Source organism: Hydrogenophaga sp., from assembly GCF_041633695.1.
GTDB lineage: Bacteria > Pseudomonadota > Gammaproteobacteria > Burkholderiales > Burkholderiaceae_C > Hydrogenophaga.
This window is the reverse complement of the sequence record NZ_JBFJMY010000259.1, coordinates 1-6,135: the sequence shown is the minus strand read 5'-3', so window position 1 is coordinate 6,135 and position 6,135 is coordinate 1. Positions and strand designations below refer to the sequence as shown.

Sequence of the window (6,135 nt, the reverse complement as noted above, 5' to 3'; positions counted from 1 at the left end):
TGCGGAATATTGGGCAGGTAGGCCACCACGCGGTCGCCCGGCCCCACGCCCGCCGCGCGCAGCCACTGGGCCAGCGCCGCCACCTGGTCTTGCAGCGTGCGCCAGGACATGTCCGCCCGCTCGCCCGCTTCATTGCGGAAGACGATGGCCGGTCTGGCGTCCGTGGCGTGCCGGAACACCTGCCGCGCATAGTTGGTGCGCGCGCCCACAAACCATTGCGCGCCTGGCATCCGGCGATCGCTCAGAACCGGGCCATTCCAGTCGTCGAGCGGCAACTCGAAATACTCGACGATGGCGCGCCAGAAGCCCTCCAGGTCATCCACGGACCATTGCCACAAGGCCTCGTAATCGGCAAAGCGCAGGCCTTTTTCGCGTTCCAGCCATTGCTGGAAACGGGTCAACCCGGCACCCGCGATGCGATCCGCGCGGGGGATCGACAAGATGTCGGTGGAAGACGGGCTCATGGCTTCCCTCCTGCTGTGCTTGCCATGGCGGTTTCTTGCAGGCGCACGACCCCGTCGCGCACCAGTTGGGCAATCTCCGGCGCACCGTAGCCCAATTCGCCCAGCACCTGCCCGGTATGCTGCCCCAGCGCAGGAGGCGCCGGCATCTCACCGATCTTGCGCATGCCTGCAGCCAGCTGCGCCGGAAAAGGGATCAGCGGCAGCCCCGGCATCTCGGGGTGCTCCACGAAACGGGCGGCCAGCACCGGGTCGGCCATGGCCTCGGACACCGTGTTCACCGGACCACAGGGAATATCGGCGGCCTCGAAGGCTGCCACCCAGGTAGCCGCCGAACGGGTGATGAAAATCGCCTCCAGTTCAGCCAGCAGCGCCGGCCGGTTGGCAATGCGCACCGCATTGCGCTGGTAACGCGGATCGGTGAGCCACTCCAGCCGCTCGATGACGGCGCAAAACCGCTTGAACGCACCTTCATTCACCACCGACACGCTGAACCAGGCACCGTCGGAGCCTCGAAAGTGACGGCTCGGCACAGCAATCGGCAGGTTCACCGCACGAACCGGCTCGCGCTGCTCAACCGCATATTCACCCACCTTGCTCGCCATGAAATTGAACATGGTGTCCGCCAGTGACAACTCCACGCGCTGCCCCTGGCCGGTCTGCTGCCAATGCATCACTGCGGCCAGCACGCCCAGCGCGCCGCACATGCCGGACGCCACATCGATGATCGGCAAGCCGATACGAACCGGTGGATTGCCCTCTTCCCCGCTGGCGTAGAAGGCCCCCGTCATGCCCTGCACCACGCTGTCGACCGAGGGCCTGAGCCGGTAGTCGCCCTGCTCACCGAAGGCGCTGACCATGTAGTACACCAGCGTCGGGTTGATGCGTCGCACCGCGTCGTAGGTCAGCGCATGTGTCTCGGCAAAGTCGGGGCGAAAGTTGTGCACCAGAACCTGGGCTTTTGAAATCAGCCGCTCCAGCACCGAGCGCCCGGCAGGGGTGCGTATGTCCAGCGCGATCGACTCTTTGCCCCGGTTGCAGGTCATGAAAGCGACGCTGGAGTCGCCATAAAACGGCGGGCCGAAATGCCGCCCCTCCTCGCCGGTCATGGCTTCGACCTTGATGACGCGGGCGCCCAGGTCGGCCAGCACCATGGCCGCGTAAGGCCCGGCTATCAAGCGAGACAGATCGACGACGGTGATGCCACTCAGAATACCTTGCACGGCAACGCCCTTTTCTACTTGCTGGCGCGTGAGCGGGTGCGGAAGGCCGCAATGCCGGCGCGATGTTCGGGCGTGTCTTCGAGCACCGCCATGTGCGAGGACACCATGTCCAGGTGTGTGGCGAGCGCCATGGTCTGGCTTTGGTAGACGGCGCGGCGAAAGAAGCGAACCGCCTGCTGCGGCTTGGCGGCAATGGTGCGCGCCATATCGTAGGTGGCGGTCATCAGTTCGGCATCGGGCACCACGCGATTGACCATGCCAATGCGGTCGGCCTCTTCCGCCCCCACCACGCGACCGGTCCAGAACAACTCGAGCGCGCGCGCCGTGCCTATCAGTCGCGGCAAGTACCAGGCACCGGCATCACCAGCCATCAGTCCGATGTTGATATAACTCTCGGCAAGCGTGGCTGAGCTGGCCATCAAACGGATATCGCACATCAAAGCCATGTCGCAGCCAGCGCCTCGCGCAGCGCCGTTGACAGCGGCAATGACCGGTTTTTCCATCCGCTCCAGCGTGAGCGCAATGCGATGCACGTGGCGGTACAGAAAATCCTTGCGTCCCATGCTGTCCATTTCGCTGAATTTGGCCATCTCCTCGAAATCGCCGCCGGCACAAAAAGCACGACCGGCACCGGTGACGACGATGACCTTGACTCGCTCATCAGCTTCGGCCTGCTCAAGTGCTGCGCGCCAAGCATCCACCATCTCAAGATCGAAGGCATTGAGCTGATCGGGCCGGTTGAGGGTCAGGGTCGCAATGCCGTCGGCATCAACCGCAAGCAAGATGGCAGGAACGACGGACATGGAAAACCTTTCTGACGGTGGGATGAACAAGGATCAAGGATCAAGGATCAAGGGCGACTGTCCGCGCCTGCCGGAAACCGGCTGGTTTCGATAAACGTCATGCGAACATATTGATAGAACGGTGGTTAGTTAGGACCGCAAGCCGAAGCACGCCTTGCAAGCAGCCTGGTCACAGGCGCGGGCGTGTGTTGCACACCCCATGACCTTCCCGACACCTATCGTTCAATGTCCTCGTACAGGGCGCGATAGCTGTCACGCAGCGGATGCTTTTGAATCTTGCCGGTGGAGGTCATCGGCAAGGCATCGACGATGCGGATCGCCTTGGGCACCTCAAAGCCACCGAGATGCTCCTTGCAGTGGTTGATCAACTCGGCCTCGTCGGCCTGCGCCCCTGGCTTGAGCACCACGAAGGCGGTGACCGCCTCGATCCAGCGCGGGTGCGGCAAACCTACCGCCGCCACATTGGCCACCGCCGGGTGGCGCAGCAACGTGGCCTCGACCTTGATGGACGGCACGTTTTCGCCGCCGGTCTTGATCATGTCCTTCTTGCGGTCCCTGAACATCATCTGGCCATCGACCCACATGCCGAGGTCACCGGTGTGGTGCCAGCCGAAAGCGCGTGCCTCGGCGGTGGCTTCGGGATTTTTGTAGTAGCCCTCCATCACGTTCGGACCGCGGTGCACGATCTCGCCGACCTCGCCGGGGCCGAGCAGCTGGCCCGCGTCGTCCATCACCGCCGTGTCGTTGATCAATGCACTGACGCCCCAGTAGGAACCAAAGCGTTTAAGCTGCTCTTCCGGCCGGAAGGCCATGGTGAGCGGGTACATCTCGGTCTGACCGGTGGCCAATGAGTAATTCGGGCAGAACTCGGCGATCAGGCGGCGCAGCAGGGTCTCGGCCATGGGCGCCATGGCGTACACGCACATGCGCAGGCTCGACAGGTCGCGCCCCGGGCGCGAGGGATGATCGAGCATGGCCTGGTGCATCAGCGGCAAGCCCACCAGCAAGGTCACCCGTTCACGCTCGATGGCGTCGAGCATGGCGGCGGGTTCGAAAGCGCGCATCACAATCACCGTGCCGCCGCCCGCCAGCACGCCGCACATCAGCGTGTGCTGGGCGCAATGAAAGAGGGGCAGCACGGCAATGTTCACGGCATCGCGCCACACCCCCAACTCAAGCGCGTTGTTCATCGCTGCCATCACCACCGACAAATGGCTTTGCATCACCCCCTTAGGGCGGCCGGTGGTTCCGCTGGTGTACATGATCTGGGCTACGTCGCGGTCATGAATTTCAACCTCGGACTCAGTGGCAGACTGCGCAGCAATCGCTGCAGCGAAGCTGCTGAAAGCCCCAGCCCCCTCGCCTTCCAGCACCCATCCGCGACCGGGCTGCGCCTCGATGGCTGCACGCAACTCCGGGCGCACCAGCAGAGCGGCATCCACAAGCAGGAAGCGCGCCTCAGAGTGGTCGATGATGTAGCGAACGTCATCCAGCCCCAGGCCGGTGTTGATCGGCACCCAGATCAGGCCGGCGCGATGGATGCCGAACATGGCCACCAGGAACTCAAGCGAGTTATTGCATAGCGTGGTCACGCGGTCACCTCGCACCAAGCCAGCGGCCAGCAAGGCATTGGCGCAGCGGGTCACGCGCTCATCGAGCTCACCGTAGCTCATGCGCTGATCGCCGAGCACGAACGCCGTCTTGGCGCGGTCTCGAGCTGCCGAGCGGCGCAGGAAGTCGCCGATGGCCACGCGGGCAATTGCGCCAGGGGATGGCACACCAGCGATGACGGAGGTTGATGGGTTCATGATCGATGTCTCCTGCATTTTGAATTGTTTGACCGGTGCCGCCGACCATCCTGCCAGGAACAAGCCTGGCCTCTGCTTTACCTCGGCATCCGCTGCGACCTATAACGCAGTCACCAATTCGGGCACCGCTGTGAACAGATCCGCCACCAGCCCATAGTCGGCCACCTGGAAGATCGGCGCTTCGGCGTCCTTGTTGATCGCAACGATCACCTTGCTGTCCTTCATGCCGGCCAGGTGCTGGATGGCGCCCGAGATGCCGACCGCCACGTACAACTGGGGTGCCACGATCTTGCCGGTCTGGCCGACCTGGTAGTCGTTGGGCGCGTAGCCGGCGTCGACGGCGGCGCGCGAGGCGCCGATCGCCGCGCCAAGCTTGTCGGCCAGCGGCTCCAGCACGGCGTGAAACTTGTCGGCCGCGCCCAGTCCGCGTCCGCCCGATACGATGACCGATGCAGCGGCGAGTTCCGGGCGCTCCAGCTTCACCACCTCACGCCCGACCAGGGTGGTCAAGCCGAGATCGCCAGCCGCGTCCAGCGTCTCGACCGCTGCCGTGCCGCCCGAACCGACCGGGTCGAAGGCGGTGGTGCGAATGCTCAGCACCTTGATGGCATCCTTTGATTGCACGCGGGCCAGCGCGTTGCCGGCATAGAACGGGCGCAGGAAGGTGTCGGGCGACTCGATCGCGATCACGTCCGACACCTGGGAGGCGTCCAGCAAGGCCGCCACGCGCGGCAGCACGTTCTTGCCAAAGGCCGTCGCCGGTGCCAGCACATGGGTGTAGCCCGCATCGGCGCGCACGCGTGAGCGCACCAGCTCGGCCAGGCTCTCGGCCATATGGGCCTCGTAGTGCGCCGCGTCGGCGTGCAGCACCTTGCTCACGCCCGCAACCGCCGCCGCAGTCTGGGCCACGGCAGCGCAGTTGCGGCCCGCCACCAGCACATGGATGTCGCCGCCGATGCGCGTGGCCGCGGCAATCGTGTTCAGCGTGGCCGCTTTGAGTACGGCGTTGTCGTGTTCCGCAATGATCAGGGTTGTCATCAGATCACCTTCGCTTCTTCTTTGAGTCGTTTGACGAGTTCGGCCGGGTCGGCCACCTTGATGCCGGCCTTGCGGGTCGGCGGCTCGCTGACGTGCAGGGTCACGGTGCGTGGCGCAATGTCGATGCCGAGCTCGGCCGCCTTGATCACCTCCATCGGCTTTTTCTTGGCCTTCATGATGTTGGGCAGCGTGATGAAGCGCGGCTCGTTCAGGCGCAGGTCGGTCGTGATCACGGCCGGCAGCTTCATGGCCAGGGTTTCCAGGCCGCCGTCGATCTCGCGCGTGATGGTGGCGGTGTCGCCGCCGATCTGCACCTTGGAGGCGAAGCTGGCTTGGGCCCAGCCCATCAGCGCGCCAAACATTTGGCCAGTCTGGCCAGCGTCGTCATCAATCGCCTGCTTGCCGAAGATGGCGAACTGAACGCCCTCTTTTTGGGCCACATGCTGCATCAGCTTGGCCACCGCGAGCGGTTCGAGCGCGGCGTCGGTTTCAACCAGCACGGCGCGATCGGCGCCGATGGCCATCGCGCTGCGCAGCGTCTCCTGGCAAGCGGTCGGGCCACAGGACACGACGATCACTTCAGAAGCGACACCGGCCTCCCTGAGGCGCACCGCCTCTTCGCAGGCGATCTCGTCGAACGGGTTCATGGACAATTTCTGGTTCGCGAGATCGACTCCCGAACCGTCGGACTTGACGCGGGCCTTGACGTTGTAGTCCAGCACCCGCTTGACAGCGACCAATATCTTCACTTTATCTCCATAGGGTTAAAAAATAAACAATTCAAAACCGGCAAGAACGCAGC

Annotated in this window: 6 protein-coding genes; all 6 read right to left on the bottom strand. The window is 64.1% G+C overall.

Annotation, left to right across the window (positions count from 1 at the left end; all coding sequences use genetic code 11):
- A partial coding sequence (locus ABYB95_RS15310) for an acetyl-coenzyme A synthetase N-terminal domain-containing protein (RefSeq protein ID WP_372659432.1) occupies positions 1-464 on the bottom strand: 464 nt, incomplete at its 3' end.
- The gene (locus ABYB95_RS15305; RefSeq protein ID WP_372659431.1) at positions 461-1,684 is read right to left on the bottom strand and encodes a CaiB/BaiF CoA transferase family protein; all 1,224 of its coding nucleotides are present in this window, start codon (positions 1,682-1,684) and stop codon (positions 461-463) included. The genes ABYB95_RS15310 and ABYB95_RS15305, both read right to left, overlap by 4 nt.
- A 14-nt stretch (positions 1,685-1,698) precedes the next feature.
- Entirely contained in the window at positions 1,699-2,517 is an 819-nt protein-coding gene (locus ABYB95_RS15300) for an enoyl-CoA hydratase/isomerase family protein (protein ID WP_372659430.1), read from the bottom strand.
- 185 nt (positions 2,518-2,702) lie between these two features.
- Complete coding sequence (locus ABYB95_RS15295) at positions 2,703-4,313, bottom strand: AMP-binding protein (RefSeq protein ID WP_182118892.1); 1,611 nt, start codon at positions 4,311-4,313, stop codon at positions 2,703-2,705.
- An 81-nt stretch (positions 4,314-4,394) separates the two neighbouring features.
- Positions 4,395-5,333, bottom strand: coding sequence for an electron transfer flavoprotein subunit alpha/FixB family protein (locus ABYB95_RS15290; RefSeq protein ID WP_372659429.1), 939 nt, complete (start codon positions 5,331-5,333; stop codon positions 4,395-4,397).
- Complete coding sequence (locus ABYB95_RS15285; protein ID WP_372659428.1) at positions 5,333-6,082, bottom strand: electron transfer flavoprotein subunit beta/FixA family protein; 750 nt, start codon at positions 6,080-6,082, stop codon at positions 5,333-5,335. The genes ABYB95_RS15290 and ABYB95_RS15285 overlap by 1 nt, the downstream gene beginning before the upstream one ends.
- Positions 6,083-6,135: the final 53 nt, after the last annotated feature.

Excerpts from the sequence above, each read along its gene's own strand:
- ABYB95_RS15290 (WP_372659429.1), bottom strand. The coding sequence starts at position 5,333 with ATGACAACCCTGATCATTGCGGAACACGACAACGCCGTACTCAAAGCG.
- ABYB95_RS15295 (WP_182118892.1), bottom strand. The coding sequence starts at position 4,313 with ATGCAGGAGACATCGATCATGAACCCATCAACCTCCGTCATCGCTGGT.